Source organism: Pseudomonas sp. GW823-FHT02C05 (genome assembly GCF_058797595.1).
Window position 1 is genome coordinate 561261 of the sequence record NZ_JBXAJU010000002.1, and the last position, 24265, is coordinate 585525.

Genomic DNA, 24265 nt, shown 5'->3' on the forward strand with positions numbered 1-24265 from the left:
GGAGCTCCGCGATCAGGCGGGGCTCCTTGCATATTGTTTCTTTAGCAGCCATTCAGGGAGCGCGGGCGAGCAAGCTCAGATGTCGATGCCATACCCGGCGTTCATATCGGCGGGGCCAGGCATTCGGGCAAGCCGCATCAGCTTAGTTGCCGAGGCCGCAGCTACTGACGAGCTGGACTTCCTCGCCCGAGCCGTGATCCTGAGTCGTTCGGTTTCATGATGGCTTGTCACTTGCACGCCACCTCGCCTGGTGTACGGTAAGCACACGCCAGCCCCATCAGGAGAGGATTGTGAAAGAAATCACCCAGCTTGCCGCTGAACTCGGCAGGCGTTTGCAGGTTCTGAATGCCCACGTCACCACCGCGGAGTCCTGCACCGGGGGAGGCATCGCCGAGGCGATCACGCGGATCCCTGGCAGTTCGGCCTGGTTCGAGGCCGGTTATGTCACCTATTCCAATCGCCAGAAGACCCTGCAATTGAATGTGCCGGCCGATTTGTTCAATTCGGTCGGCGCTGTCAGTCGTGAAGTGGTCGAGGCCATGGTCCGGGGGGCACAGGCCAGGAGTCATGCGCATTTTGCCGTGGCGGTCAGCGGTATCGCCGGGCCGGATGGCGGTTCTGCGCAGAAGCCTGTGGGCACTGTGTGGCTGGCCTGGGGGGCGGGAGAGACGCTGACCACCGAGTGCCGGCACTTTCCGGGGAATCGCGATGAGGTCCGCCGACAAACGGTGAAGGCCGCGCTAGAGGGGTTGCTGCAACATGCTGCGGCAGAAATCGCAAATCAGGGGTAGGCGATCCTCGAGCGCTGTGGAATAATACTGGCTACTTATACAGGTGTTGGCCGTCAGGCCTTATTGATTACGTGAGGACTTTAATGGACGACAACAAGAAGAAAGCCTTGGCTGCGGCCCTGGGTCAGATCGAACGTCAATTCGGCAAGGGTGCCGTAATGCGTATGGGCGATCACGACCGTCAGGCGATCCCGGCCATTTCCACCGGCTCTCTGGGTCTGGACATTGCTCTGGGCATTGGCGGTCTGCCAAAAGGCCGTATCGTTGAAATCTACGGCCCTGAGTCGTCCGGTAAAACTACCCTGACTCTGTCGGTTATTGCCCAGGCGCAGAAAGCTGGTGCCACTTGTGCGTTCGTCGATGCCGAGCACGCACTGGATCCGGAATACGCCGGCAAGCTGGGTGTGAATGTTGACGACCTGCTGGTTTCCCAGCCGGACACCGGCGAACAGGCCCTGGAAATCACCGACATGCTGGTGCGTTCCAACGCGGTTGACGTGATCATCGTCGACTCCGTGGCGGCCCTGGTACCCAAGGCTGAAATCGAAGGCGAAATGGGCGACATGCACGTGGGCCTGCAAGCCCGCCTGATGTCCCAGGCGCTGCGCAAAATCACCGGTAACATCAAGAACGCCAACTGCCTGGTGATCTTCATTAACCAGATCCGCATGAAGATCGGCGTGATGTTCGGTAGCCCGGAAACCACCACCGGTGGTAACGCGCTGAAGTTCTACGCTTCGGTCCGTCTGGACATCCGCCGTACCGGCGCGGTGAAGGAAGGCGACGAAGTGGTGGGCAGCGAAACCCGGGTCAAGATCGTCAAGAACAAGGTGGCTCCGCCGTTCCGTCAGGCCGAGTTCCAGATTCTTTACGGCAAGGGCATCTACCTCAACGGTGAAATCATCGATTTGGGCGTGCTGCACGGCTTCCTGGAGAAATCCGGTGCCTGGTACAGCTACCAGGGCAACAAGATCGGTCAGGGCAAGGCCAACTCGGCCAAGTTCCTGCAGGACAACCCGGAAATCGGCAACGCGCTGGAGAAGCAGATCCGTGAAAAACTGCTGACTGCATCGCCAGACGTCAAAGCCAACCCGGTCAAAGAGACCGAAGACGATATGGCCGACGCTGATATCTGATTGATCCAATGACCGCCGTACTCGATACCCTCGTCGCGGTGCGGCGAACCGCAATGGACCTGCTCGCAAGACGCGAGTACGGTCGTGTCGAGCTGACGCGTAAACTGCGTCAGCGCGGCGCCCCTCCTGAAATGATCGAAGCAGCCCTTGACCGTTTGACGGAAGAAGGCCTGCTATCCGAATCCCGTTATCTCGAAAGCTTTGTGTCCTATCGTGCACGGTCCGGTTACGGGCCCATGCGTATTCGCGAAGAACTGGGCCAGCGCGGCTTGCAGCGCAGCGATATTGATCTTGCGCTGCGCGAGTGCGGTATCGATTGGCAGGAGCAATTGCGTGACGTCTGGCAGCGCAAGTTTGCTGGGCGGTTTCCTGTAGATGCTCGAGAGCGTGCCAAGCAAGGGCGTTTCCTCAGTTATCGCGGGTATTCCATGGACATGATCAGCCGCTTGTTGAGTGGCCGAGGCATGGACGACTGAAGCCGTACCCGCTGCATAACGCAGCGGGCTAGGGCTGGGGTCAGTTGGCTTTGCTGGTTTCTCGTGCCCGTTGCGTTGTTTGGGGCTGAGGCCTAGCCCAGTTTTCCGGCAGGTTGATGAAGTCGATCAGCTCGCGCAGGCGACCGTTGTCGCGAGCATTGAAGGCGAATGACAGCCGCGCCAGATGGCTGAACTGCACTTCATCGTGTTCCTCCCCGCTGTAGGCATGCTGTTGAAACTGACCACTCAGGCACAGGTCGGCGAATGCTGTCTGCATCTGCTCCAGCGCCTGCTCATTGAGGTTGTAGTTCATGCGGATGACGAACTGCTGCTTGAGCCAGCGGCTGGAGTGGAAGTTGGCATAGAACTGCTGGATTTCCTGCACCGCTTCTTCAGTGCTGTGCACCAGGCGCACCAGCTTCATGTCACTGGGCAGAATGTAGCGATTGGCTTCCAGTTGGTTGTGGATGAAGTCCAGGGCGCCTTGCCAGAACTGTCCACCCGGCATGTCCAGCAGTACCACGGGTACCAGCGGGCTTTTGCCGGTCTGAATCAGGGTCAGTACTTCCAGGGCTTCATCAAGGGTGCCAAAGCCGCCAGGGCAAAGCACCAGTGCGTCGGCTTCCTTGACGAAGAACAGCTTGCGGGTGAAGAAAAAGTGGAACGACAGCAGGTTCTCCGTACCGCCAACGGTGGGGTTGGCATGCTGCTCGAAAGGCAGGGTGATGTTGAACCCCAAGCTGTGCTCCAGGCCTGCACCATCGTGGGCGGCGGCCATGATGCCCCCGCCGGCCCCGGTAATGACCATCAGATCCGAGCGGGCCAGGGCCGCGCCCAGCTCTCGGGCCATGGCGTATAGCGGGTGTTCACTGGGGGTGCGTGCCGAGCCGAAGACCGTCACTTTGCGTCGGCCCTTGAACTGTTCCAGGACGCGGAAGGCGTGCTCCAGTTCGCGCAGGGCCTGCAGGGTTATCTTGGCATTCCAGCGATTGAGGTCATCCTCGGCCATGCGCAGGACGGTGAGCACCATGTCGCGGTAAAGAGGAAGATTCGGGCTGTTGGGGGCTATCTGGTTGAGTTGCGCTTCGACCTGGTTCGTCAGGTCGACACCGTTGCTCTGAAAATGACGACTTAACAGGTCATTCGATTGGTAAGGCATTCAGCTTCTCCTTCTGCACAGAACCTTGCGCACGATCGAGATATTCGAATGTGCCACGACACTGCCTGTGTCGCTGCCTGCTCGCCCAGCGAATGAGCGAATTTCCGGACCCGATCACAGCTGACAATCGCTGGGCAGTGTTGGGGTCATCCACAGAGGTTCTGCTTTCCTTTATTTGAGAACATTTGCACAGCAAGACGCACAAGGACAGCCTCCTCAACCGTCCGCAAGCCGTTTCGGACATGGCTTGATCATGTGCCCATAAAGTCTTGGCTGGCAACCGCTTGTTCGCGGTTTTCCCCAGGCTGGCACCGCTGGTCAGGAGGGGCGGCAAGGGATGACGGCTCTGATTTACTAAGGTGCAGCGTCTGGCGCAGGAGCAGGGGCCGGAGAGAAGCAAGCGGGTTCTGGGCCATGCAGGACCAGAGCAGGGAGGCAGGGGATGACCATTGTCACGCTGGAGATTGATCCGCAGTTGTATCAGCTGCTGCAAGCCGCTGCCGCTGACCATCAAATAAGCCTGGAGGAAGAGTGCCGGCGCCGATTGGCAGCACAGGAGCGGCCATCGCGATACCTACAAGCCCTGGTCGCCGAACTGCGCGCCGATGATCAGCAGCGGCGCGCCGCTCGTTCGTGATTACTTTTTCTTGGGCGTGCTTTGCGCCGGGCAATCCGACTCCTGAAAGCGCGCCGACGCCACCGGGCGATTGGTGCGGTTTTCAGTGAACTCGTAACGCATGATGGCGCCTTTGGCCATCAGCTTGCGGTAGTTGGGGTTGCGGCAGACGCTTGCCCCAAGTTGCAGGTAGACCGCCTTGGGATTGGCGCGCATCTGCTCGGCATGGCCAGACTGCACGCTGAGGTGGTTGATCAGTTCCTTGCCTTCAACGGTATAGCCCTGGTCGAGAATGTTCTCGTTGATTTCCCGAGGAGTGCCGACGTTGCTTTCCGCAGCGACCTTCTCCAGCATTTTGCCCAGTTCGAATTCTTGCAGGGACGCAGCTTGGGCACCCAGGGGCAGGGCCAGCAGAAGGGCGACGGTAGGAATGGTAAAGCGCAACATGAAACTCTCCTGGTGCAGTGACTGATGCTTCGACCAGCCACTCGACTGTGCGTTCAGTGGCGACGAATTATAGGGGGAGAGGCCGCAGGGCGGTACAGGTTTGAACAGATAGCTCTGATAAACTTGTCCGACTTTTTACCCTCTTGAGTGTTTGTCGTGTTGATTTCTGTTTCTTGCTGGCATGTCCTGCGATGAGTCATGCGGTTTCCCGTCTACGTGATCTGCGGATGGCGCGCGTGGCCAAGCCCTTTTTCGCACGCGGCTCACGGGCTGAACGCTGCCCCCGCTGCCGAGTGATTCCCAGCCATTGCCTGTGTGCCTGGCGACCGAAAGTCGTTGCCCGGTCAGCCATGTGCCTGGTGATGCACGACGTCGAACCGCTCAAGCCGAGCAATACCGGTTGGCTGATTGCCGATGTAATCGGCGACACAACGGCGTTCAGCTGGTCGCGTACTGAGGTCGACCCGCAACTGCTGGCGTTGCTGGCCGACCCGCAGTGGCAGCCCTATATCGTATTTCCGGGCGAGTTCGTCGCGCCCGAACGAGTGGTCAGCGAAGTCAGGCAGGAGGAGGGCAAGCGGCCGCTGTTCATTCTGCTGGACGCTACCTGGAGCGAGGCGCGCAAGATGTTCCGCAAGAGCCCTTACCTGGAGCACTTGCCGGTTCTCAGCCTGTCCCCGGAGAAGCTCTCGCGCTACAAGCTGCGTCGCTCCAAGCGTGATGATCACTTCTGTACCGCTGAAGTGGCGGCGTTATGCCTGGAACTGGCCGGCGATGAGCAGGTCAGCCAGGTACTGGATGCCTACCTCGATGTGTTCAGCACCCATTACCTGTCAGCGAAGTTCCAGAAGGCCATCGATCCGGATGACGATGTGCATGCCCGGCTCAAGCCCTTTGTGTAGTCGTGCTGGAATGAGGTTTTTGTGGCCATAGCTGGGCTACCAGCATGCCGCTGAGCATCAGCGCGCAGCCGAAGTAGCCGCGGGCCTGCAGCGACTCATCCAGCAACCAGGCCCCGGCAATGGCGGCAAATACCGCTTCCAGGGACAGAATGATTGCCGCGTGAGAGGCGATTGCGTCCTTTTGGGCAATCACCTGCAAGGTGTAGCCGATACCGACGGCCACCACCCCGCCATAGAGAATGGCCGGCCCGGCGCCGACAATCGCTTCCCAGCGAAGCGGTTCCAGGCACAACGCCAGGATCAGGCTGACCACCGCGCAGGTCGCAAATTGCAGGAACGCCAGGCGAATCGGGTCATGACGGCCGGCGAAAACCCCCACCAGAATCACGTGCCCACCCCAGACGAAGGCGCCAATCAACTGCAGCCAGTCTCCCGAGGCAACGTGGAAGCTTTCGCTGACGCTCAGCAGGAACATGCCCACCACCGCCAGCACGGCGCCGAGCCAGGTACCCAAACCAGTCTTGTGGCCAATCAGCAGCCCCAGAAGCGGCACTACAATGACATAGAGCCCGGTGATGAAACCTGCATTGGTGACGGTGGTGAACATCAGCCCCACCTGTTGCAGATTGATGCCCAGGGCCAGGGCCAGCCCCATGAGTACGCCGCCCAGTAGCAGCCCACGATTGAGCAAGGGTTCGGGCTGACGATCCGTGGGTGTTTTACGCAGCACCAGCGGCAAGAGGCAGAGTGAGCCCAGGGCGAAGCGCAGGCCGGAATAAAGGAAGGGGCCGATATGATTCATACCGGAAGTTTGTGCGACAAACGCCGAGCCCCAGATCACCGCGGTAATCAGCATCAGGACATCGGCACGCAAGGCTTGGCTGCGCATGATGGCTCTCTTATTAGTTAGCCAGCTAAGATGCCGCAAAGCTTCACGCTTGACCACCCTGGCTTGGCTGGGCATGCTTGGCGCCGATTAGGGCGCCGGCGCTGTTTGAACCACTGTTTTGCTCAGGCTTTTCGCGGCGTTCGTGCTCTTTGGGTGCGGTATTCTGGCGTGCCTCCGTGTTGCTTTGGTGAGGGCTGAATGCATCAGTCCTGCCATGAAAAACAGGATCATTTGAAAAATGGCCACATACGAAATCCTGATTGCCGATGATCACCCGCTTTTTCGCAGTGCACTGCATCAAGCTGTCACCTTGGGCCTGGGCCCCGATGTGCGTCTGGTGGAAGTGGCAAGCATTGCCGAACTGGAAGTGCGACTCACCGAAAAATCCGACTGGGATCTGGTCCTGCTGGACCTGAACATGCCCGGTGCCTACGGTTTTTCCGGTCTGGTGCTGTTGCGCGGGCAGTACCCGCAAATTCCGGTGGTGATGGTTTCGGCGCAGGAAGAAGCCTCCGTCATGGTGCGCTCCCGAGAGTTCGGCGCCAGCGGTTTCATTCCCAAGTCCAGTTCCCTGGAAGTCATCCAGCAGGCCGTGCGCAGTGTGCTCGACGGTGATGTCTGGTGGCCGCCCCAGGCGTTTGAAGAGGTCAGTGTCTCAGCCGAAGCCAAGGCCGCCAGCGAAGGCCTGGCTAGCCTGACGCCCCAGCAGTTCCGGGTTCTGACCATGGTCTGCGAAGGGTTGCTGAACAAGCAGATTGCCTACGAGCTGAGCGTATCGGAAGCCACGATCAAGGCCCACGTGACGGCGATCTTCCGCAAGCTCGGGGTGCGTACCCGGACCCAGGCAGCGTTGCTCTTGCAACAACTTGAGTCAATTTCCAGTCATTAACCGGCTGTTTGTTCACGCTTTTTTGACTTTGGTTGAACTAGCTTCCCCACTTCTTTTTCTTCAGTTGCCCAGCTTATGTCGCCTTTCAAAGGTCAAACCGGTCTTAAACGTATCCTTAACGCCGCCGGCTATTCGTTCGATGGCTTGCGCGCGGCGTTCACTGGCGAGGCGGCATTCCGTCAGTTGGTGCTGCTGAATGTGATCCTGATTCCCCTGAGCTTCCTGCTCAATGTCAGCCGGGTCGAGCGTGCGCTGTTGATCGCCGTGTGCCTGCTGGCGCTGATCGTCGAGCTGCTCAATTCGGCGGTGGAGGCGGCCATCGACCGTATCTCCCTGGATCGTCATCCCTTGTCGAAAAATGCCAAGGACATGGGCAGCGCGGCGCAGTTTGTCGCTCTGAGCATGATCACCATCGTCTGGGCAGTGATCCTGATCTGAATCAGGGAATGCTTGGCAGGACGATTTCGTCGCTGCGTTGCACCCCGGCGGTAAAGGCGCGACACAGTTCCAGGAATTCGCGCATGGCCGAGGTCTGGTACTTCTGCTTGTGCCAGATGAAGTAGAACTGCCGGGCCAGGTCCAGGCCCGGGGTTTCCACCGGCACCAGGCTGCCGCGGCGAAACGCATCACGCAGGGCCAGCCGGGAAATGCAGCCGATCCCCAAACCCGACTCCACCGCACGCTTGATGGCTTCGGTGTGCTCCAACTCCAGGCGGATGTTCAGTGCACTGCGGTGGTGACGCATGGCCTGGTCAAAGGTCAGGCGCGTCCCGGAACCCTGTTCGCGAAGGATCCAGGCTTCATGGGTCAGTTCTTCCATGGTGGCGTGGCCGCGCTTGGCCAGTGGATGCTGGGGCGCGCAGAACACCACCAGTTCATCTTCGACCCAGGTCTGGACTTCGATATCCGGATGGCTGCAGTCGCCCTCGATTAGACCCAGATCAATTTCGTAGTGGGCCACCTGTTGCACGATATGCGCAGTGTTCTGCACATGGAGCTTCACCTGGCTCTCCGGGTGCACCTGCATGAAACTGCCGATCAACAGGGTGGCCAGGTAGTTGCCGATGGTCAGGGTCGCACCCACCGAAAGCGAGCCGAACCCGGACTTGCCGTTGAGCAGGTCTTCGATCTCCTTGGCCTGGTCCAGCAGGGCCACTGCCTGTGGCAGCAGCTGTTTGCCCAGGGCATTGAGGCTCAGGCGCTTGCCCGCGCGATCGAACAGCTGGCAACTGGATTGGCGCTCGAGTTCGGTGATCGAGGTGCTGGCGGCCGATTGCGAGAGGGACAGCAGCCCCGCAGCACGAGAAACGCTCTCTTGCTGGGCGACGGCGACGAAGACTTGCAGTTGACGGAGAGTAAATCGCATATCGATATAACCGATAACCCTTATCTTAATAATCCAGTTAACAGATATTGTCGCCGCCATTAGAATGCTGTGCAATTGCGCTCATGGTCAGCGCAGGCAATTTCTAGGAGCCCCCGTACATGAGCAACATGAACCACGAGCGTGTCCTCAGTGTTCATCACTGGAATGACACTCTGTTCAGCTTCAAGTGCACCCGCGATCCGGGTCTGCGCTTCGAGAACGGTCAGTTCGTGATGATCGGCCTGCAACAGCCTAATGGCCGTCCGCTTATGCGTGCCTACTCCATTGCCAGCCCGAACTGGGAAGAGCATCTCGAATTCTTCAGCATCAAGGTTCCAGACGGTCCGTTGACTTCCCAGTTGCAGCATCTGAAGGAAGGCGACGAGATCATCATCAGCAAGAAGCCAACCGGTACCCTGGTACTGGATGACTTGAAGCCCGGCAAACACCTGTACCTGCTCAGCACCGGCACCGGCCTGGCGCCGTTCATGAGCGTGATCCAGGATCCGGAAACCTACGAGCGTTTCGAAAAAGTGATCCTGTGCCACGGCGTACGCTACGTCAACGAAGTCGCCTACCGCGAGTTCATCACCGAGCACCTGCCGCAGAACGAGTTCTTCGGCGAAGCCTTGCGTGAAAAGCTGATCTACTACCCCACCGTGACCCGCGAGCCGTTCGAGAACGAAGGCCGCCTGACCGACCTGATGCGCAGCGGCAAGCTGTTCCGCGACATCGGCCTGCCGCCGATCAACCCGCAGGACGACCGCGCCATGCTGTGCGGCAGCCCGAGCATGCTGGATGAAACCAGCGAAGTGCTCAACAGTTTCGGCCTGACCGTTTCGCCGCGCATGCGCGAGCCGGGTGACTACCTGATCGAGCGTGCATTCGTCGAAAAGTAGGAGCGAGCGTGCTCGCGAAGACCGTCCAGGCAGCGCATTGGTGCTGACTGGGCGGATTCTCCCGGACACAGAAAAGCCCGCGTTGCCTGGAAAGGCAGCGCGGGCTTTTTCGTTTCCAGGGTTCAGCCCGCCGGGAGCACTTCCAACACTCGGATCAGCCCTGGCTCGGGGTAATGCCAGCGCACATCCAAGTCCCAGAACTGGGCGCCGTACTCACGCTCGGTCGTGGGCACCTGGTAGGCCGGACGCGGATCCTGAGCCAGGCACTGCTCGATCAGCTCCACCAGGGGCTCCTGCAGACGCTGAGCGTGGATCTGAGCCTGTTGCAGGGCATTGTCCTGCCACTGCACCGGAATAATCTGTGGCGCGGCGCTGGCGATCTCATTGCTCGCGGTGGCAATGATGTCGGCGTAGGGCACGTAGGGCTTGATATCGAGGATCGGTGTACCGTCCAGCAGGTCGATGCCGGAGATCCACAGGCGGTTGGCCTCGACCTTGTCCAGCTTCACCACCGATTGGCCGATGCCATTGGGGCGGTGGGTCGCACGGGTGGCGAAGACCCCCATGGACTTGTTGCCCCCCAGGCGCGGCGGGCGCACCTTGAGTCGCGGCTTGTCTTCCAGGGCCTGGTGAAACAGGAACAGCAACCAGACATGGCTGACCTGCTCCAGCCCTTGCACCGCCTCGCCCTGATCGAAGGGGGCCACCAGCTCCAGCACCCCCCGCGCGGCCGGCGCCAGTTGCGGCTGGCGCGGGATGGCGAACTTCTCCTTGAAGCAGGAGCGCACGAAGCCGATGGGGGAAACGCTGTAGGTCATGTTCTGGGGTCGAGGCTGTAAGGGGAGGGCATGATAACCCGTTCGCTGGCAAGCCAGCTCCTACAACACTCGTGCCACCTGTAGGAGCCGGCTTGCCGGCGAATCGCACAACATCGATCAGAGACTGAAGCCGCCATCCAAAGGAATGATGTTGCCGGTCATGTAGGCCCCCGCAGTGCTTGCCAGGCTGATGGCCAGGGCGGCCATTTCCTCTTCCCGGCCCCAGCGTTTCATCGGGATCAGCGCCACGTCTTCGGCCAGGGCCTGTTCATCGTTACCGATGTGCTGGGTCATCTTGCTGGGAAAACGTCCCGGCGCGATGACATTGACGTTGATGTGCTGGCTCACCAGCTCCCGGGCGAGGATCCGCGACATCTGGTGCAGCGCCGCCTTGCTCGGGCCATAGGCGTAGGCCTGTTCGCCGAAGGAGCTGATTCCGGCCACCGAGCCGATATTGATGATGCGCGCCGGATGGGCCGCCGAGCCGGCACGGCGCAGCAGCGGCAGCAACTGCTGGATACAGCTGAACACCGAGGTCACGTTCAATTGCATGACCTTTTCCCAACCCTTGGCCGGGTAGCTTTCCAGTGGCGCGCCCCAGGTCGTGCCGGCGTTGTTCACCAGGATGTCCAGGGAGTCGAGTTGCTGGCCCAAAGTGGCGGCAAGCTGCTGCACGCCTTCCTCACTGGCCAGGTTGGCGGCCAGCCCCCGGCACTCTCCGAATGCGGCCAGTTCCTTGGCGACCTGCTGGCAGGCGTCGGGATCACGGGCGCAGATATACACCCGGGCGCCGGCTTCGACAAAGGCCTTGGCAATCATCTTGCCGATACCACGGGTGCCGCCGGTCACCAGGGCGGTGCGGCCTTGCAGGGAGAAATAGGGATGCATGGGAAGTCCTGAGCAGATAGGTGTGTGCCTACCCTAGTCTTCAGGCGCTTGCCGGGGAGCCACTATTGCCTGGGGCAATAGCGGCTCATCAGGGCCGCTGAGAATGTACTGCGGCCGCGCGAGGGGTTCAGCCGCGTACGCGCAGGGTCAGGCCCTTGAGAAAGTTGCGCAGCAGCTGATCGCCGCACGGGCGGTAGTTGGTGTGGCCGAACTTGCGGAACAGCGCGCTCAGCTCCGGCTTGGACACCGGGAAGTCGGCCGCCTTGAGCACGGCGTGCATGTCGTCTTCCTTGAGTTCGAAGGCCACTCGCAGCTTCTTCAGGATGATGTTGTTGGTGACCGGCAGTTCGATCGGCAGCGGGGGACGGCTTTCGTCCTTGCCGCGCTTGAAGATCACCAGGCCATCGAGGAAGTGCGCCATGACTTCGTCCGGGCAATGCACAAAACCTTCTTCCTCATCCTTCTTCAGGTAGCTGACGACATCGTCCAGGCTGACCTTGAAACCGGTGAGCTTGATGATCTCGACGACCTTCTTGTCGCTGATGTCGAGCATGTAGCGCACGCTGCGCAGTACATCGTTATGAATCATGGTTACAGTCCTGATCAATGCGCGTGGAGCGCCGCGCAAGGGCACGGCGTCTGAATGGGGGCGGCTTTAGAACTTCTCTTTGGCCGACAGGTAGCGCCACTGGCCCAGCGGCACCTTGCCGATGGACACGCCGCCGACTCGTATGCGGCGGATGGCGACGACCTTGAGGCCGACGGCCTGGCAAAACAGCGCAATCACGCCCGGCTGCGGGTTCTTCATGGCGAAGCGCAGGCGGTTCTCGTTCTGCCAGCTGGCTTTTACCGGTGGCAGCTCGCGGCCTTTGTAGGTCAGGCCGTGGTTCAGGCGGTTGAGCCCGTGGTCGATCATCTCGCCTTCGACCTCGACCACGTATTCCTGCTCGATCTTGGCCGCGTCGGCAGTCAGCTTGCGCAGCACTTTCCAGTCCTGAGTGAACACCAGCAAGCCGCTGGCGTTGGGCTGCAGGTCATCGCTGGCGGTCAGGCGCAGGAAATGCCCGCGCAATGGACGTTTGCCGTAGCGGTGTTCTTCGGACAGGCTGTCGGCGCCAATGGACTGCATGGCGCTGTCCAGGTCCTGGCCGGCAGGCACGTTGAGCAGGATGGTCACAGGCTCCGGCGCGGTGGCCTTGGCCTCGGGGTCCAGAGCGACGGTTTGCGCGCCGACCTTGAACTGCGGTTCGTCGATGACTTCGCCGTCTACGGTGACCCAGCCGCCCTCGATGAACAGCTCAGCCTCCCGGCGGGAGCAGCCGACCAGTTCGATGAGGCGTTTGGAGAGACGAATCGGGTCAGTCATGACAGGGGCCGTAACAAAAGAGGGCAGCTATTGTACCTGCCTGGCGCCGGTTAATCGCGGGTCCATTTGCCGGCTGTGGCTTTTAGCCGCGCCGGGCCTGCAGTTGTGCCTGTTTCAGGCGCATGTGCAGCAGCGGGTAGGGCTGGCCCATGCCGTCCTGCTCCGAGCGCCCGACCACTTCGAAGCCTTGCCTGAAGTAGAAGCCCAGGGCTTGGGGGTTCTGCTCGTTGACGTCCAACTGCTGGGCATTGAGGTGTTCCACCGCGTACTGCAGCAGCTGGCGGCCCAGGCCTCGGCCCCGGTGGGCCGGGTCGATGAAGAGCATTTCCACCTTGCCCGCCGCGACCCCGGCAAAGCCGGTGATGCGTTGGCGTGCATCGCGGGTGCAGATCAGCATCACCGCGTCCAGGTAGCGGGTCAGCACCAGTTTGCGCAGCAACTCTATATAGCTGTCCGGGAGAAAGTCGTGGGTGGCACGTACCGAGGCTTCCCAGACCTGGGTCAGTTCCGGGTAATCGCTGAGTTTGGGTGTATGCACGACCGAGTGTTGGCGCATGCCGCCTGCCCCTGAAGTGATAGGCCGCAGTGATTGCAGGCCTGGCAGAGCAAACGATAGACCGAAAAAAGCCCCGCATCTCGTGGCGAGAGCGGGGCTGGGCAGTTTTTTTACGCCTTACAGGGTTTCGGCCCAGAGGTCGTATTCGTCGGCGTCGGTCACCCGGCACCAGACCTTGTCGCCCGGCTTCAGGTCGCCCGCGCCGTCGATGAACACATTGCCGTCGATTTCCGGGGCATCGAAGAAGCAGCGGCCCACGGCGCCATTCTCGTCGACTTCATCGATCAGCACTTCGATTTCCTTGCCGATGCGCTGTTGCAGGCGTGCCGAGCTGATTTCCTGCTGGTGCGCCATGAAGCGCTCCCAACGGTCCTGCTTGACCTCGTCCGGGACCACTTCCAGGTCCAGGTCGTTGGCCGGAGCGCCTTCCACCGGCGAGTACTGGAAGCAGCCGACGCGGTCCAGTTGGGCTTCGGTCAGCCAGTTCAGCAGGTACTGGAAATCTTCTTCGGTTTCGCCCGGGAAGCCGACGATAAAGGTCGAACGGATGATCAGTTCAGGGCAGATCTCGCGCCAGTTCTTGATTCGCGCCAGGGTCTTGTCTTCGAAGGCCGGGCGCTTCATGGCCTTGAGCACTTTCGGGCTGGCGTGCTGGAACGGGATGTCCAGGTACGGCAGGATCTTGCCGGCGGCCATCAGCGGAATCAGCTCGTCCACGTGCGGGTAGGGGTAGACGTAGTGCAGGCGAACCCATACGCCCAGGGTGCTCAGGGCTTCGCAGAGCTCGGTCATGCGGGTCTTCACCGGCGCGCCGTTCCAGAAGCCGGTGCGGTACTTGACGTCGACGCCATAGGCGCTGGTGTCCTGGGAGATCACCAGCAGTTCCTTGACCCCGGACTTGACCAGGCGCTGCGCCTCGTCGAGCACATCGCCCACCGGGCGGCTGACCAGCTTGCCGCGCATCGACGGGATGATGCAGAAGCTGCAGCTGTGGTTGCAGCCTTCGGAAATCTTCAGGTAGGCGTAGTGCCGCGGGGTCAGCTTGATGCCTTGCGGCGGCACCAGGTCGATCAGCGGGTTGTGGTCCTGTTTCGGTGGCACCACTTCGTGCACGGCGTTGACCACCTGCTCGTACTGTTGCGGGCCGGTGACCGCCAGCACGCTAGGGTGCACGTCACGGATATTGCCTTCTTCCACGCCCATGCAGCCGGTGACGATGACCTTGCCGTTTTCCTTGATGGCTTCGCCGATCACTTCCAGGGATTCGGCCTTGGCCGAGTCGATGAAACCGCAGGTGTTGACCACCACGACGTCGGCGTCCTGGTAGGTGGAGACCACGTCATAGCCTTCCATGCGCAGTTGAGTGAGGATGCGCTCGGAGTCGACCAGAGCTTTTGGGCAACCCAGGGATACGAAGCCGACTTTCGGGTTGGCCGGCGCGGAGGGGGTGGACATGTCTAACCTCGGTATTGGGTGTCGAGCCACTTGGGGGGCAAGTGCGACGGTTGGGCGCTGGCTGCGCCTCTGATCAAAAAGTGCGCAATTCTAGCGATGGTCGAAGCGCTTGACCAGCTTTATGCGGGGGAAATACGACGAGCGCTGGGCTATGCTTCGTCCCGTTATGCCCGGTTGCTTTCATACGGTGTTAGTTGGTGCCTTAGTGGTAATAAGAATCTGCAAATTACATGGCAAACTGCGCAACTTAAGAGAATAGCGCTTGTATAACCTTGCGCTTTCTATATAAGAAGCCCCGGTCTTGAGTAGTAGGAGTCATTGATGGGTCAGGCAAGTAGTCAGGCGGCGAGTGGCGAGCACTCCGGGGGCAAGCCTCTGGGGATGCTGGTGGCGGCGGTCGGGGTGGTGTATGGCGATATCGGCACCAGTCCGCTCTACACCCTCAAGGAGGTGTTTGCCGGCCATTATGGAGTTCAGGTCAATCACGACGGGGTGTTTGGCATCCTGGCCCTGATTTTCTGGTCGTTGGTCTGGGTCGTCTCGATCAAGTACGTGCTGTTCGTCCTGCGGGCCGACAACCAGGGCGAGGGCGGCATCATGGCCCTGACCGCGCTGGCCAGGCGCGCTTCCGGTTCCTATCCGCGCTTGCGTTCGATGCTGGTGATTCTGGGCCTGATCGGGGCGGCGCTGTTCTATGGCGACAGCATGATCACCCCGGCGATTTCCGTGCTGTCGGCAGTAGAGGGCCTGGAGCTGGCATTCAGCGGCCTGGAACACTGGGTAGTGCCGATGGCGCTGGTGGTACTGGTGGCTTTGTTCCTGATCCAGAAACACGGCACTGATCGCATCGGTAAGCTGTTTGGCCCGGTGATGGTGGCCTGGTTCGTGGTTCTGGGCGGGCTGGGGGTCAATGGCATTCTCCAGCACCCCGAGGTGTTGCAGGCGTTGAACCCGATGTGGGGCGTGCGCTTCTTCATTGTCCATCCGGGCATGGGGGTCGCCATCCTCGGGGCGGTGGTTCTGGCATTGACCGGTGCCGAAGCCTTGTACGCCGACATGGGGCACTTCGGGCGCAAGCCCATTGCCCGGGCCTGGTTTGCCCTGGTGCTGCCGGCGCTGGTGCTGAACTACTTCGGCCAGGGCGCGCTGCTGCTGGAGAACCCTGAAGCCGCCCGCAACCCCTTCTACCTGCTGGCGCCAAGCTGGGCCCTGATTCCGCTGGTGGTGCTGGCCACCCTGGCCACGGTGATCGCGTCCCAGGCAGTGATTTCCGGCGCCTTCTCCCTGACTCGCCAAGCAATCCAGCTGGGTTACATCCCGCGGATGCACATTCAGCACACTTCCAGCGCCGAGCAGGGGCAGATCTACATCGGCGCGGTGAACTGGGCGCTGATGGTGGGTGTGATCCTGCTGGTGCTCGGTTTCGAGTCCTCCGGTGCCCTGGCTTCGGCCTACGGCGTGGCAGTGACCGGGACCATGCTGATCACCAGCATCCTGGTGTCGGCGGTGATCCTGCTGCTGTGGAAGTGGCCGCCGATGCTGGTGGTGCCGCTCCTGGTGGGCTTCCTCCTGGTGGACGGGCTGTTCTTCGCCGCCAACGTGCCGAAGATCGTCCAGGGCGGTGCCTTCCCGGTGCTGGCGGGGATCGTGCTGTTCATCCTCATGACCACCTGGAAGCGCGGCAAGGAATTGCTGGTGGACCGCCTGGACGAAGGTGGGCTGCCGCTGCCAATCTTTATCGGCAGCATCCGCGTACAGCCGCCGCATCGGGTGCAGGGCACTGCCGTGTTCCTCACCGCCCGTCCAGACGCCGTGCCCCACGCCTTGCTGCACAACCTGTTGCATAACCAGGTGCTGCACGAACAAGTGGTGCTGTTGACGGTGGTCTACGAGGACATTCCGCGAGTGCCTGCAAATCGGCGCTTCGAGGTGGACTCCTATGGTGAAGGTTTCTTCCGGGTGATCCTGCACTTCGGCTTCACTGACGAGCCGGATGTACCGGAAGCCCTGAAACTGTGCCACCTGGATGAACTGGACTTCAGCCCGATGCGCACCACCTACTTCCTCAGCCGCGAGACGGTGATCGCCTCCAAGCTGGTGGGCATGGCCCGCTGGCGCGAAGCGCTGTTCGCCTTCATGTTGAAGAACGCCAACGGCAACCTGCGCTTCTTCAAGCTGCCGGTGAACCGGGTGATCGAGCTGGGCACCCAGGTCGAGATGTAACCCCGAGCCAACAAAAGCCCCCGCTGCCGAAAGGCAACGGGGGCTTTTTCGTTTCACGGCCCTGTAGGAGCGAGCTTGCTCGCGATAACGGACCGGCCATCGACATCGATGCTAATGACAGGACGGTTTCTCCCGGAGCCCACCGGCCCCGAGATCGCCCTTGGTCGTTACGCGGCTAGCGCCTGCACCACATCGTCCACCACCGCCTTGCCCATGGCGGTCAGGTAGTACGCTGCCCAGGCGTTACGATCGCTGTCCTTGCTGTAGGCGGCGTCCTTGGCAAACGCCTTGGCCAGGGGCGGCAGGTCGGAGGCTTCCCACAAACCTAATCCGTCCCCAATCAGTGAGGGCATTTATACCGTCGATGTAAAAAAGCCCCCGCAACCTGAGGCTGCGGGGGCTTTGTCGGGCGAGGCTCGGCTCACTCTTGAGCGGTGGCCTGATCCTTGGCCTGGCGCTTCTCGATGGCATCCACCAGGCGCTTGGCCAGTGCCGGGTAGTTCTCATCGAAGTGATGGCCCCCTGGCAGCTTCATGGCTTCACCAACGGCGGTCTTGTCGGTGCAACCGCTTTCATCGACCTCTTCCACGCCGTAGATGCACACCACCTTGGCGGCCGGCAGCTTGGCCATTTCCGGGCCGGTAGCGGCTTCCTTGCCGGCGTTGCCCAGCCAGCCTTCGACTTCAATCTCGAAGCTGCCGGTGCGGGCGAAGGCCAGCAGGATAATGGCGTCGACACGCTGCTGCTCGGCTTCCGGCAGGCGGTTGTAGATGGCAGGCAGCACGTCGGCGCCGAAGGAGTAGCCGGTCAGCACGAAGCGCTTGGTGCCCCATTTCTGCCGGTAGTGCTGCATCAGCTCGGTGAGGTCGATGGCGCTCTGTTCCGGGGTCTTGTGCTGCCAGTAGTAGCGCAGGGTGTCGATGCCCACCACCGGGTAGCCGATCTTGGCCATTTCGCCGGCCACGTCGCGGTCCAGGTCGCGCCAGCCGCCGTCGCCGGAGAGGAACAGGGTCACGGTGTCCTTGGCCTGGCCGGCCGGAACTTCCACCACGGGGATGCTCAGGCCGCCGTTTTCCGAACCCACCAGCAGCTTGCGCAACTCGTTGTTCAGCACCTGGGGCAGGTGGATGTCGTAGTCGCTGATGCTGGTGGTGGCGTTGGGGGTATCACGCACGAAGCCGGCGCTTTCGTCATCCGGGTTGTCGTTCCAGGCCACCAGCCAATGGCCGTGGGCCAGGGTCTTGGGCAAGGGATCGGTGCAGCCGGGCGCCGGGTCGATGGTAAAGCCTACCGACACGGCCTGGGCCTTGTCGTCGTTCTGGCTGGCGATCCAGCGCCAGGCCAGGGCTGCGCCCGGGCCGATACCGCTGACCAGGGTGGCCGGGCCGGCGAGTTGCGGCAGGGCGCTTTGCAGGGCTTGTTCCTGCAGCTTGCAGTCGTCCTTGGGCAGGACCACCTGGACGATCTGTGCCGCGCCGCTGCGGCTCAGGGCCAGCAGTTGTTTGTCGGTCAGGGTCGAATCAGGCAGCACCGCCACCACCACCCGGGCCTTGGCCTTGGCGCCTGGGGTCACTCGGGTCAGGGTCGAGCCGTCGGCCTGGGCCAGTAGTTCTAGGGTCGGTTCAGGGGCGGGGCGGTTCCACCACCAGTAGCCACCACCCGCAAGCAAAGCCAGTACCACCAGTGTGGCCAGCAGATACCGCCAAGAGCGTTGAATCATCAGCGTTTCACCAATCCAGTCAGGCCGCCTGCGATCAGGGCGGCGGTGTCGGCCAGTGCCACCAGCGGGTCGAGCCCGGCCGGCACGGCCATGTAACGGGGTTCCCAGTCGGGCTGGAACTTGTCTTTGAAGCGGCGCAAGCCTTGGAAGTTATACAGTTGCTCGCCACGGCGGAAGACCATCGAGCCGAGGCGTTGGGTCAGCGGCGCGCCACGCCGGGGTTGCAGGCCGGACAGCGGCACCATGCCCAGGCTGAAGCGGGCGTATCCATGATTTTTATAATGCTGGATCAGGCCGACCATCATGAACTCCATGGTCAGCTTCGGCGCGTCCGGGTGCGCGCGCATCAAGTCGAGACTGGCCAGGTCATGGCTGTAGGTCTCGAGCAGGTTGGCGAAGGCCACCGGGCGTCCTTCAAAACGGATGATGGCGATGCGGAAGTGCTTGAGGTAGTCGTCGCTGAAGCGCCCCAGGGAGAAGCCTTTCTCGCGGACATTCTTGCCGGTCAGCCAGGCATCTGAGATCACTTTCAGCTCGTCCATCGGCGCTTGCCCCGGCTCGTGGATCTCCAGCGACAGGCCGTCGCGGGTGCCGCGGTTCCAGGTGTAGCGCAGGTCCTTCATCTCCTTGCCCTTGGCTTCCAGATCAAAGCGCTTGAGGTCGACCCGGGCTTCTTCGCCGAGCTTGATCGCGGTCAGGCCGATGTCCATGTAGTAGGGCAGGTTTTCCGCCCGTACCTGGTAGAACACCGGGCGCGCGTGGTGCACGTCGCACAGGTCGCGGAACTGCCAGATCATTTCCGCGCGTTGCTGGGTCGGGCCGATGGGGTCGTACAGCGCCACCAGGCTGCGGCCGCGGCGGGCGTACATGAGGAAGGCGTCGTCGTTGGGGTGGAACAGCAGCGCCTTGTCGCCGGTCAGGGCCAGTCCGCCATCGGGTTGGGACGAGGCCATGAGGATCTTCGCAGCTTTGTCCAGCTCCTCGCTGGTGGGCAGGTGGATGACTGGGCGTGCGGTACGCAGCAGCCAGGTCAGGGACACCACCAGCAACAGCACCGCAGCTCCCAACAGCGAGCGCAGGCCCCGGGGGGCGTCGGCGTCGAGGGTGAACTGCCACCACAGTTGGTGGCTGTAGGGCACGTCCTGATAGGCGAACAGCAGCAGCCAGATGGAGGCCCCGAGCACGCAGACGCTGGCCACCAGGTACAGCGGCGAGAAGGGCAGTTCGGTGAGGCGGCTGGGGCGATAGAACGAGCGCCGGAACACGGCCAGCAGGCTGGCGGTGAGGGTCATCAGGCAGGCTTCTTCCCAGTCAAAGCCTTTAAGCAGCGAGAGCAGGGCGCCCACCAGCAACAGAATGGTGGTGAGCATCCAGGCGGCGGACAGGCGCCGGCGCAGGCCTTGGGCCAGCAGCAGGCAGAGCACGCCGATCAGGCTGGCGCCGAAGTGCGAAGCGTCCACCAGACGGTGGGGAATCAGGAAGCCGATGTGCTGCAAGCGGGTATCGATTTCCGGGGTGGCGCCGGAGAACAGCAGCACCACGCCGGAGAGGAACACCAGCACCGCCAGGATTGGCGCCGCCAGGCCGGAAGCTACCCGCAGGGATTGCCGGGTCTGGAACAGGCGTTGGGCTTCGTTGATCAGCAGCAGGACGCAGGCCACCAGCATCGGCAGCACCACGTAGATCAGGCGATAAAGCAGCAATGCGGCCGCCAGGGGCGCGGCACCGAGCTTGTCGGCGAAGGCCGCCAGCAGGATGGCTTCGAACACCCCGACGCCGCCGGGCACATGGCTGAGCACACCTGCGGCCAGGGCCAGCAGGTACACCAGCAGGAAGGCGCCGAACGGCGGTGCCTCGGGCAGCAGCAGGTAGAGCACGGTGGCGGCTGCGGCGACGTCCAGGGCGGTGATGATCAGTTGCAGGAAGGTCAGGCGGCGTCCAGGCAGGCGCAGGGTGCGACGTCCGACCCGGACCAACAGGTTGTCGCGCAGGGGCTGTTCCGGCAGGCGTCGGCGATAGATACCGACCGCCAGTACCGCGCCCAGCAGAAGAATAGCCAGGGCAATGCCGGCCAGCAGGCTTTCAGGCAGGCGCAGGGCCGCCGAGGCTGCCGGCAAGTTGCTCAGGGTGGCCAGGGCCGCCAGCGGTGGCAAGGCACAACCCAGAGAGAGGCTGGCAAACAGGGTCATGTGCGCGACGTCGGAGGCCCCCAGCCCGTGACGTGCGTACAGGCGATAACGTACCGATCCACCGGACAGCAGCGACAGACCAATGGCGTTGCCAATGGCGAAAGCGGTGAAGCCGCCCAGGGCCAGGGTGCGGCCGGGCAGGTTGACCCCGGCGTAACGGCTGGCGGACCACTCGTACCCCAGCAGAATAATGAAGCCGACGATGGTCGCGCCCAGGGCGCCGAGCAGGGCCGGCTTGGGCACTTCGAGGATCGAGTCGTGCAGGGCGTAGAAATCCAGCTCGCTGAGCAGGTGACGGCAAGCGATCAGGGCAATGGCGAACAGCAGCAGGGTTATGGCCAGGCCCAGGGGTTGGCGGTACTTGCTCAACAGGTCCAGCCAGCGCAAGCGAGTGGCTGTCACAGGTTGAGTGGCGGTAGTGGTATCGCTGTCTTGTGAATCAGACGTGTTGGCGCGCATCAATCACCTCGTGGATTGTGCGCGACAGGATGGGGGTATCCAGCCAAGTTACCAATCCCTGTAGGAAAAATAGTTTCAAATATTAACGCGTCTCACCGTGGCCCGGCGACCCTGGGCAATGGCCACCGGGTGGTCGCTCGAGACAGAGCATAGCTCGCATCTTGAAGGGTCGAAGCATCGCTAACGGCTCGCAACACTTTGCCAGGTCATTGTTGCGAAAGGACTTTTTCAACAGATACAAAAAAGGCCACTCTTTCGAGCAGCCTTTTTTGATGTTTGGTTGCGGGAGCCGGATTTGAACCGACGACCTTCGGGTTATGAGCCCGACGAGCTACCAGACTGCTCCATCCCGCGTCTGTGTGGCGGCATTCTACAGGCGAACGACTGAGTGTCAACCGTTAATGGTCCAATAGGTCAAATAAACGTCGAATGGCCAGTTCTGTCTCTTAAGTCATCGACAGCTAAAGAGTTTTGCCTGTGCCATGTTTGAGAGGGAGTAGTACAAAACAGGCACGCACAAAAAAGGCCACTCTTTCGAGTAGCCTTTTTTGATGTTTGGTTGCGGGAGCCGGATTTGAACCGACGACCTTCGGGTTATGAGCCCGACGAGCTACCAGACTGCTCCATCCCGCGTCTGTGTGGCCGAATTCTACAGAGCTGGCAGATCCTGTCAATCATTAAATTTTGAAAATTGCTTCCGGTTCAATCGCTTAGCTTCCTTGAAGGGGCTTTTCGGAAGGCTCGGGCCTAGCTAGAACGGGGCTTGCAGCTCTATTGAAGGTGTTGTTGTCATTGAGCAAATAAATTCAGCCGGGCCTGATGAAGATCAGCGCGAAGATGCAAGGTACTGGTGCTATATACAGGTGTCGGTAGATACTTGCCTTCTGCTTTCATTGCGACCTGTGCCTTCCATGATCTCTGCCTTTATATGATGCAGCGCAAAATCATCCACATTGACTGCGATTGCTTCTACGCCGCCATCGAAATGCGCGATGCCCCGCACCTGGCCAGCAAGCCGCTGGCGGTGGGCGGGTCTGCGGATCGACGGGGGGTGATTGCTACTTGCAATTATGAGGCGCGGGCCTATGGGGTGCGCTCGGCCATGTCCTCCCGGCACGCCCTGACCCTGTGCCCGGACCTGGTGATCGTCAAGCCGCGTATGGAAGCCTATCGGGAAGCCTCCAAAGAGATCCATACGATCTTTCGCGACTACACCGAACTGATCGAGCCCTTGTCGCTGGACGAGGCCTACCTGGATGTTTCCGAAAGCCCGAGCTTTGCCGGCAGCGCCACGCGTATCGCCCAGGACATTCGCCGTCGGGTTTCCAATCAGTTGCACATCACCGTGTCGGCCGGGGTGGCGCCGAACAAATTCCTGGCGAAGATCGCCAGTGACTGGAAAAAGCCCAACGGTCTGTTTGTGATCACCCCTGACCAGGTGGAGGATTTCGTCTCCGAGCTGCCAGTGAGCAAGCTGCACGGCGTGGGCAAGGTTACGGCGGACAAGCTGGGGCGCCTGGGCATTGTCGACTGCCTGCAATTGCGGGACTGGAGCAAGCTGGCGCTGGCGCGCGAGTTCGGCAGTTTTGGCGAGCGCCTGTGGAGCCTGGCCCGGGGCATCGATGAGCGGCCAGTGCAGAACGATAGCCGGCGGCAGTCGATCAGCGTGGAGAATACCTACGACGTGGACCTGCCGGATCTGGACAGTTGCCTGCAGAAATTGCCGGAACTGATGGAGACCCTGGCGGGGCGCATGGCGCGCATCGACAGCAGCTACCGGCCGGGCAAGCCTTTCGTCAAAGTGAAGTTTCATGATTTTACCCAGACCACCCTGGAGCAGGCGGGGGCGGGGCGTGACCTGGAGAGTTATCGGCAATTGCTGACCCAGGCCTTCAAACGCGGCGGCAAGCCGGTGCGCCTGCTGGGAATTGGCGTGCGTTTGCAGGATATGCGCGGCGCTCATGAACAGCTGGAGCTGTTCCGAGGGGGGGTGTAGGGGCTGGCCGGTTGCGATCCATCCGAGGCATCGCTTTCGCCGGCAAGCCGGCTCCTACAGGGGGTCAGTTGCTGCCGGGGTCGGCCACCAGGCGGCCGGCATTCTTGGTCAGGGACTTGAGGAACTCGTTCTGCAGCTCCGGATCGTTGCGGGTCAGCTCGATCAGGCTTTGCTCCAGTTCGCTGGCTTCTTCCTCCAGGCCTAGCTCCGACAGGCGCTTGACCCGGTGCACCCACTGGCTCACCTCATCATCTTCCAGGTCGTCGTAGATCAGTGCATGGGCTTCCTGCAACTTGCTGCGCAGGCCGCTGCTGATGCTCAGGGAGGAGTCCGAATGCACTTCGTCCTGAGCGTCTTCGACACTGATCTGCAGCTTGCCGATGTGATTCAGGTCCTGCTCGGAAAACGGATTGTCCAGCAGGTTCAAGCGCAGCACGCCGTTGCGGTCGGTGCTCAGCTCGTAGGTCTGCTTGCCGGCCTTGACCTGCACCGGACGCTCGCTCCATGGCAGGCTCGAATACTCCAGGCGCTTGTCGCGCTGGACTTCATCGATGGCTGCCAGGTTCTGCTGGGCACGGCCATGGGACGGCATGTTCATGAACGGGTTGAGTCCGGACACGCCGTAGCTGATCCAGTCCTTGGTCACGCTGTCCGGCAGGTTGCCCAGGGCGAACACATTGACCACATTGGCCCCGACGCCCGCCACCAGTGCCACCGCGCCCAGCGGGATCTCGTAGATCTCGCGCCAGGGTTGGTAGGGCGTGTAGCGATCGTAGCGGCGGGTGACCTCGAACTCGGTGACTTCGAAGGTCTTCTGTTCGTGAATGCGCACTCGGCGTTGCGGCAGCTCAAGCACCTTAGGCTCACCGACATCGATCTGCAGGCTGTGATCGAGCAGTTTGCGCTCGACACGTTCCTCGTGTTCGCTGCGTTGCGACATCTGGTTGGCACAGCCGCTGACCAGCAGGGCGCCGCATAAAGCGGCGCCCCCGAGGCTTAAGGTGTTTCGCTTGAACATGACTTCT

The 24265-nt window shown here is 61.4% G+C and carries 23 protein-coding genes, 2 tRNA genes and 1 pseudogene; 10 read left to right on the forward strand and 16 right to left on the reverse strand.

Going from position 1 to position 24265, the window contains the following annotated elements:
• The first annotated feature begins 290 nt into the window (after nucleotides 1-290).
• The 3 genes from AC1RGE_RS13545 to recX all read left to right on the forward strand — a co-directional run bounded on the left by AC1RGE_RS13545 (nucleotide 291) and on the right by recX (nucleotide 2403).
• Nucleotides 291-791 (forward strand): CinA family protein, encoded by a 501-nt coding sequence (locus AC1RGE_RS13545; RefSeq protein ID WP_011059578.1) that lies wholly within the window; start codon nucleotides 291-293, stop codon nucleotides 789-791.
• A gap of 83 nt (nucleotides 792-874) precedes the next feature.
• Nucleotides 875-1927, forward strand: a complete 1053-nt coding sequence (recA, locus tag AC1RGE_RS13550; protein ID WP_011059579.1) for a recombinase RecA — start codon at nucleotides 875-877, stop codon at nucleotides 1925-1927.
• 8 nt (nucleotides 1928-1935) lie between these two features.
• Nucleotides 1936-2403 carry a recombination regulator RecX gene (recX, locus tag AC1RGE_RS13555; RefSeq protein WP_492584459.1) on the forward strand — a complete coding sequence of 156 codons (468 nt, stop codon included), beginning with the start codon at nucleotides 1936-1938 and terminating at the stop codon, nucleotides 2401-2403.
• A gap of 40 nt (nucleotides 2404-2443) precedes the next feature.
• On the opposite strand, the gene AC1RGE_RS13560 is transcribed toward recX, so the two are convergent.
• On the reverse strand, nucleotides 2444-3562 hold the full coding sequence (locus AC1RGE_RS13560; RefSeq protein ID WP_011059581.1) for an LOG family protein: 1119 nt from the start codon (nucleotides 3560-3562) through the stop codon (nucleotides 2444-2446).
• Nucleotides 3563-4004: 442 nt separating this feature from the next.
• Here AC1RGE_RS13560 and AC1RGE_RS13565 point away from each other — a divergent pair, with 442 nt between their 5' ends.
• Nucleotides 4005-4199: a hypothetical protein gene (locus tag AC1RGE_RS13565; RefSeq protein WP_041116270.1), complete on the forward strand. Its 195-nt coding sequence runs from the start codon at nucleotides 4005-4007 to the stop codon at nucleotides 4197-4199.
• Here AC1RGE_RS13565 and AC1RGE_RS13570 read toward each other — a convergent pair whose 3' ends face one another.
• A complete protein-coding gene (locus AC1RGE_RS13570; RefSeq protein ID WP_011059583.1) occupies nucleotides 4200-4625 on the reverse strand; it encodes a quorum-sensing-regulated virulence factor family protein in 426 nt (141 codons plus the stop codon). It lies immediately after the preceding gene.
• Between the two features lie 191 nt (nucleotides 4626-4816).
• Here AC1RGE_RS13570 and AC1RGE_RS13575 point away from each other — a divergent pair, with 191 nt between their 5' ends.
• Nucleotides 4817-5527: a tRNA-uridine aminocarboxypropyltransferase gene (locus tag AC1RGE_RS13575; RefSeq protein WP_011059584.1), complete on the forward strand. Its 711-nt coding sequence runs from the start codon at nucleotides 4817-4819 to the stop codon at nucleotides 5525-5527.
• Here AC1RGE_RS13575 and AC1RGE_RS13580 read toward each other — a convergent pair.
• The gene (locus tag AC1RGE_RS13580) at nucleotides 5511-6416 is read right to left on the reverse strand and encodes a DMT family transporter (protein WP_401260761.1); all 906 of its coding nucleotides are present in this window, start codon (nucleotides 6414-6416) and stop codon (nucleotides 5511-5513) included. The genes AC1RGE_RS13575 and AC1RGE_RS13580 overlap by 17 nt on opposite strands.
• Before the next feature lie 238 nt (nucleotides 6417-6654).
• On the opposite strand from AC1RGE_RS13580, the gene erdR reads away from it, so the two are divergent.
• Nucleotides 6655-7305: a response regulator transcription factor ErdR gene (gene erdR, locus AC1RGE_RS13585; RefSeq protein WP_011059586.1), complete on the forward strand. Its 651-nt coding sequence runs from the start codon at nucleotides 6655-6657 to the stop codon at nucleotides 7303-7305.
• 75 nt (nucleotides 7306-7380) lie between these two features.
• Nucleotides 7381-7743 carry a diacylglycerol kinase gene (locus AC1RGE_RS13590; protein WP_011059587.1) on the forward strand — a complete coding sequence of 121 codons (363 nt, stop codon included), beginning with the start codon at nucleotides 7381-7383 and terminating at the stop codon, nucleotides 7741-7743.
• A gap of 1 nt (nucleotide 7744) precedes the next feature.
• Here the strand turns inward: AC1RGE_RS13590 and AC1RGE_RS13595 are convergent, their stop codons facing one another.
• Nucleotides 7745-8671, reverse strand: coding sequence for a LysR family transcriptional regulator (locus tag AC1RGE_RS13595; RefSeq protein ID WP_011059588.1), 927 nt, complete (start codon nucleotides 8669-8671; stop codon nucleotides 7745-7747).
• 119 nt (nucleotides 8672-8790) lie between these two features.
• Here AC1RGE_RS13595 and fpr point away from each other — a divergent pair, with 119 nt between their 5' ends.
• Nucleotides 8791-9570, forward strand: coding sequence for a ferredoxin-NADP reductase (gene fpr / locus AC1RGE_RS13600; protein WP_003198368.1), 780 nt, complete (start codon nucleotides 8791-8793; stop codon nucleotides 9568-9570).
• A gap of 122 nt (nucleotides 9571-9692) precedes the next feature.
• Here fpr and tsaA read toward each other — a convergent pair whose 3' ends face one another.
• The 6 genes from tsaA to rimO form a co-directional block, all read right to left on the reverse strand.
• On the reverse strand, nucleotides 9693-10388 hold the full coding sequence (gene tsaA, locus AC1RGE_RS13605; RefSeq protein WP_492584461.1) for a tRNA (N6-threonylcarbamoyladenosine(37)-N6)-methyltransferase TrmO: 696 nt from the start codon (nucleotides 10386-10388) through the stop codon (nucleotides 9693-9695).
• Nucleotides 10389-10505: 117 nt separating this feature from the next.
• Nucleotides 10506-11276: an SDR family oxidoreductase gene (locus tag AC1RGE_RS13610; protein WP_492584463.1), complete on the reverse strand. Its 771-nt coding sequence runs from the start codon at nucleotides 11274-11276 to the stop codon at nucleotides 10506-10508.
• A gap of 127 nt (nucleotides 11277-11403) precedes the next feature.
• On the reverse strand, nucleotides 11404-11865 hold the full coding sequence (locus AC1RGE_RS13615) for a YehS family protein (RefSeq protein ID WP_011059591.1): 462 nt from the start codon (nucleotides 11863-11865) through the stop codon (nucleotides 11404-11406).
• A gap of 66 nt (nucleotides 11866-11931) precedes the next feature.
• Complete coding sequence (locus AC1RGE_RS13620; protein WP_015634380.1) at nucleotides 11932-12642, reverse strand: rRNA pseudouridine synthase; 711 nt, start codon at nucleotides 12640-12642, stop codon at nucleotides 11932-11934.
• Nucleotides 12643-12724: 82 nt separating this feature from the next.
• Nucleotides 12725-13198 (reverse strand): GNAT family N-acetyltransferase, encoded by a 474-nt coding sequence (locus tag AC1RGE_RS13625; RefSeq protein ID WP_015634381.1) that lies wholly within the window; start codon nucleotides 13196-13198, stop codon nucleotides 12725-12727.
• Between the two features lie 117 nt (nucleotides 13199-13315).
• Nucleotides 13316-14653, reverse strand: coding sequence for a 30S ribosomal protein S12 methylthiotransferase RimO (gene rimO, locus AC1RGE_RS13630; RefSeq protein ID WP_011059594.1), 1338 nt, complete (start codon nucleotides 14651-14653; stop codon nucleotides 13316-13318).
• A 381-nt stretch (nucleotides 14654-15034) separates the two neighbouring features.
• Here rimO and AC1RGE_RS13635 point away from each other — a divergent pair, with 381 nt between their 5' ends.
• On the forward strand, nucleotides 15035-16876 hold the full coding sequence (locus tag AC1RGE_RS13635; RefSeq protein ID WP_370059471.1) for a potassium transporter Kup: 1842 nt from the start codon (nucleotides 15035-15037) through the stop codon (nucleotides 16874-16876).
• Nucleotides 16877-17043: 167 nt separating this feature from the next.
• On the opposite strand, the pseudogene AC1RGE_RS13640 reads toward AC1RGE_RS13635, so the two are convergent.
• The 5 genes and pseudogenes from AC1RGE_RS13640 to AC1RGE_RS13660 all read right to left on the reverse strand — a co-directional run.
• A pseudogene (locus AC1RGE_RS13640) lies at nucleotides 17044-17199 on the reverse strand (DUF3077 domain-containing protein); the annotation flags it as partial.
• A 98-nt stretch (nucleotides 17200-17297) separates the two neighbouring features.
• The gene (locus AC1RGE_RS13645; RefSeq protein ID WP_492584465.1) at nucleotides 17298-18596 is read right to left on the reverse strand and encodes a virulence factor family protein; all 1299 of its coding nucleotides are present in this window, start codon (nucleotides 18594-18596) and stop codon (nucleotides 17298-17300) included.
• Nucleotides 18596-21244: a bifunctional lysylphosphatidylglycerol flippase/synthetase MprF gene (gene mprF, locus AC1RGE_RS13650; protein WP_258611533.1), complete on the reverse strand. Its 2649-nt coding sequence runs from the start codon at nucleotides 21242-21244 to the stop codon at nucleotides 18596-18598. Before mprF ends, AC1RGE_RS13645 begins: the two co-directional genes overlap by 1 nt.
• A 277-nt stretch (nucleotides 21245-21521) precedes the next feature.
• Nucleotides 21522-21598: transfer RNA gene (locus tag AC1RGE_RS13655), tRNA-Met, on the reverse strand.
• A gap of 202 nt (nucleotides 21599-21800) precedes the next feature.
• Nucleotides 21801-21877, reverse strand: a tRNA-Met gene (locus AC1RGE_RS13660).
• 295 nt (nucleotides 21878-22172) lie between these two features.
• Between AC1RGE_RS13660 and dinB the strand changes: the two genes are divergently transcribed.
• Nucleotides 22173-23240, forward strand: coding sequence for a DNA polymerase IV (gene dinB / locus AC1RGE_RS13665; protein WP_072443179.1), 1068 nt, complete (start codon nucleotides 22173-22175; stop codon nucleotides 23238-23240).
• A 64-nt stretch (nucleotides 23241-23304) separates the two neighbouring features.
• Here the strand turns inward: dinB and AC1RGE_RS13670 are convergent, their stop codons facing one another.
• A complete protein-coding gene (locus AC1RGE_RS13670) occupies nucleotides 23305-24258 on the reverse strand; it encodes a hypothetical protein (protein ID WP_011059599.1) in 954 nt (317 codons plus the stop codon).
• Nucleotides 24259-24265: the final 7 nt, after the last annotated feature.

Bases quoted from the DNA above. Each gene is read 5' to 3' on its own strand.
- recA (WP_011059579.1), top strand. From the start codon at position 875: ATGGACGACAACAAGAAGAAAGCCTTGGCTGCGGCCCTGGGTCAGATC.
- recX (WP_492584459.1), top strand. From the start codon at position 1,936: ATGACCGCCGTACTCGATACCCTCGTCGCGGTGCGGCGAACCGCAATG.
- AC1RGE_RS13560 (WP_011059581.1), bottom strand. From the start codon at position 3,562: ATGCCTTACCAATCGAATGACCTGTTAAGTCGTCATTTTCAGAGCAAC.
- AC1RGE_RS13565 (WP_041116270.1), top strand. From the start codon at position 4,005: ATGACCATTGTCACGCTGGAGATTGATCCGCAGTTGTATCAGCTGCTG.
- AC1RGE_RS13570 (WP_011059583.1), bottom strand. From the start codon at position 4,625: ATGTTGCGCTTTACCATTCCTACCGTCGCCCTTCTGCTGGCCCTGCCC.
- AC1RGE_RS13575 (WP_011059584.1), top strand. From the start codon at position 4,817: ATGAGTCATGCGGTTTCCCGTCTACGTGATCTGCGGATGGCGCGCGTG.
- AC1RGE_RS13580 (WP_401260761.1), bottom strand. From the start codon at position 6,416: ATGCGCAGCCAAGCCTTGCGTGCCGATGTCCTGATGCTGATTACCGCG.
- erdR (WP_011059586.1), top strand. From the start codon at position 6,655: ATGGCCACATACGAAATCCTGATTGCCGATGATCACCCGCTTTTTCGC.
- AC1RGE_RS13590 (WP_011059587.1), top strand. From the start codon at position 7,381: ATGTCGCCTTTCAAAGGTCAAACCGGTCTTAAACGTATCCTTAACGCC.
- AC1RGE_RS13595 (WP_011059588.1), bottom strand. From the start codon at position 8,671: ATGCGATTTACTCTCCGTCAACTGCAAGTCTTCGTCGCCGTCGCCCAG.
- fpr (WP_003198368.1), top strand. From the start codon at position 8,791: ATGAGCAACATGAACCACGAGCGTGTCCTCAGTGTTCATCACTGGAAT.
- tsaA (WP_492584461.1), bottom strand. From the start codon at position 10,388: ATGACCTACAGCGTTTCCCCCATCGGCTTCGTGCGCTCCTGCTTCAAG.
- AC1RGE_RS13610 (WP_492584463.1), bottom strand. From the start codon at position 11,276: ATGCATCCCTATTTCTCCCTGCAAGGCCGCACCGCCCTGGTGACCGGC.
- AC1RGE_RS13615 (WP_011059591.1), bottom strand. From the start codon at position 11,865: ATGATTCATAACGATGTACTGCGCAGCGTGCGCTACATGCTCGACATC.
- AC1RGE_RS13620 (WP_015634380.1), bottom strand. From the start codon at position 12,642: ATGACTGACCCGATTCGTCTCTCCAAACGCCTCATCGAACTGGTCGGC.
- AC1RGE_RS13625 (WP_015634381.1), bottom strand. From the start codon at position 13,198: ATGCGCCAACACTCGGTCGTGCATACACCCAAACTCAGCGATTACCCG.
- rimO (WP_011059594.1), bottom strand. From the start codon at position 14,653: ATGTCCACCCCCTCCGCGCCGGCCAACCCGAAAGTCGGCTTCGTATCC.
- AC1RGE_RS13635 (WP_370059471.1), top strand. From the start codon at position 15,035: ATGCTGGTGGCGGCGGTCGGGGTGGTGTATGGCGATATCGGCACCAGT.
- AC1RGE_RS13645 (WP_492584465.1), bottom strand. From the start codon at position 18,596: ATGATTCAACGCTCTTGGCGGTATCTGCTGGCCACACTGGTGGTACTG.
- mprF (WP_258611533.1), bottom strand. From the start codon at position 21,244: ATGCGCGCCAACACGTCTGATTCACAAGACAGCGATACCACTACCGCC.
- dinB (WP_072443179.1), top strand. From the start codon at position 22,173: ATGATGCAGCGCAAAATCATCCACATTGACTGCGATTGCTTCTACGCC.
- AC1RGE_RS13670 (WP_011059599.1), bottom strand. From the start codon at position 24,258: ATGTTCAAGCGAAACACCTTAAGCCTCGGGGGCGCCGCTTTATGCGGC.